General features: G+C 73.9%; 1 protein-coding gene. It reads right to left on the bottom strand.

What is annotated here, in order from left to right; genetic code table 11:
• Positions 1 to 1,151: serine/threonine-protein kinase (locus tag FNQ90_RS20645; protein ID WP_182607731.1), on the bottom strand; the 1,151-nt coding region annotated here is incomplete at its 3' end.
• Positions 1,152 to 2,114: the final 963 nt, after the last annotated feature.

Below are 2,114 nucleotides of genomic sequence, written 5' to 3'. Positions count from 1 at the left end.
GCCGGGGTGTCGGCGGGGTACGGGCCGGTCGGGACCGGAGACACGTTCCCGCTCCCGGCGTGCGGGTGCACCTCCGAGGCGGGGACGGTCGTGGTCGTGGTCGGTCCCGGGGCGTCGGGCCCTGTGCCGGTCACGGGTCCCGTGGTGGTCGGTGCGTCCGACCCCGTCGCGGTGGGCACTCCCCACCCGGTCGCGGTCGGTGCCACGGTCCCGGCCACCGTCACCGCGTCGGTCGATGTCCCGGCATCCGTCACGGCGTCGGTCACGGTCGCCGCGCCCGTCGCGGCACCGTCATCCGGTGTGTCGCCGGCGGCGATCCCCCGCAGGAGTCGCTCTGCCCCATCGGCGGTCATCCGCTCGGCGGGGTCCTTGCGCAGCAACCCCTCGATGACCGGCACGAGGGGGCCGCCGCGGGGCGTCGGCGGCGGTTCCTCGTCCACGATCGCGCGCAGGGTGGCGAGTGGGGTGCCCCGACGGAAGGGGGAGACGCCCTCCACGCACGCGTGGAGGAGCACACCGAGCGACCACAGGTCGGACTCCGGGCCCGGCGTGCGGCCCAGGGCACGCTCGGGCGGAAGGTACTCGGGCGAGCCGACGAGCTCTCCGGTCATGGTGAGCGGGGTCTCGCCCTCGACCGTGGCGATGCCGAAGTCGGTGAGGACCACCCTGCCGTCCTCGGCCACCAACACATTGGCGGGCTTCACGTCCCGGTGCAGCACCCCGACGCCGTGCGCGGCGCGCAGGGCGGCGAGCACCTCGGCGCCGATCACCGCGGCCCGCCCGGGAGCCAACGGCCCCTCCTCGCGCAGCAGATCGGCGAGGGAGCGCCCGCGCACCAGCTCCATGACGATCCAGGGACGGCCGTCGTCGGTGACGACGTCGTGAACCATCACCACGTTGCGGTGGGGTATGCGGGCGGCGGCCCACGCCTCGCGCTCCAACCGCGTGTACATCTTCTCGATGTCCGCGGTGGACAGCCCGGCCGGGGTCCGCACCTCCTTGACGGCGACCTCCCGTTGGAGGTTCTCGTCCAGGGCCCGCCACACCGTCCCCATGCCACCCCGGCCCAGGGGGGACAGCAGGCGGTAACGGCCCGCCACTTCCCGATCCCGGTCCGGTGGTACCCGTGCGGTCCTCGTGTGGTCGTCCATCCGGCACGCTCCCCCCTGTTGCGTTTTCCGTGCCCCGTGCCCCCGCGTCGCCGCCACGGGCTCCCCTCCCGGGCGGCCCACCACGTCGTCCGTTTCCCGCGTCGTCGGGGGTCGCTACGGGTGACACGCCGAAAACGTCCGGCCGGTTCGCCCCGGCCCGCCGGCGCGGGACTCGATACCGTAACGGCCCCCGGCGGGGTACCGGGCACCGCCCCCGGGTGGGCCGGGGGCGGGACGACCGGAGAGACCGGCGTCGGTGCCGGGTGCCGGTGCGCGGTTCCACCGGTTCGCCGGTGAACGTCGGAGAACCGCCGGAGTTCGGCGTCGCTGTTCATGACGGAGGGGCCCCGGGAGGTCGTTCTCGTGGAACGCCGTCCCCACGAGCATCGGAGCGTGCCGCGCGGTGCTCGATCGTGTCGATGCCGACGACCGCTCCGGTTCCCCCGAACACTTCCCGACGGCGTGGCGAATGAACCGGATCCGCACGGGTCGATGGACGAGGATCGGCCGGCACTCCGCCCCGACGCCGGCCCCGCCCGATCAGGAGTGATGGGCGGTGCCGAAGTGGCATGTGGACAAAGGGAGTCGCATGTGCCGATGACCCCTGCCGGTGGTCGAGGTCACCGGTTGGGATCCGAGGGCTCCCCGGCCCACCACCCCACGTCGAAGAGGCACATGTGGCTTTCGTCATCGTTCCCCTGTGGATGGCCGCGGTGAACCATTCCGGGTCCGCCGCCGCTTCGGCGTCGAGGTCGAAGGTGTCGCCGAGCCGCAGCCCACCGGCGGCCCCGGGGTCCGACACGACGGCGATCGACGTGTCGGTCGACACGAGGTGGAGGGCGTCCCGGATGAACAGGCGCCCCTCCCTCCACACCCCCACCATCCGGTTCACGCCGCTCCTCCCCCTCGTCCGCCGACTCGGGGTGCCCACCCCGGCGGAGACCACCGTCCCGGGTGGGGGGC

Source organism: Streptomyces alkaliphilus, assembly GCF_014141535.1.
GTDB lineage: Bacteria > Actinomycetota > Actinomycetes > Streptomycetales > Streptomycetaceae > Streptomyces > Streptomyces alkaliphilus.
This window is presented reverse-complemented; position numbering and strand designations above follow the sequence as displayed.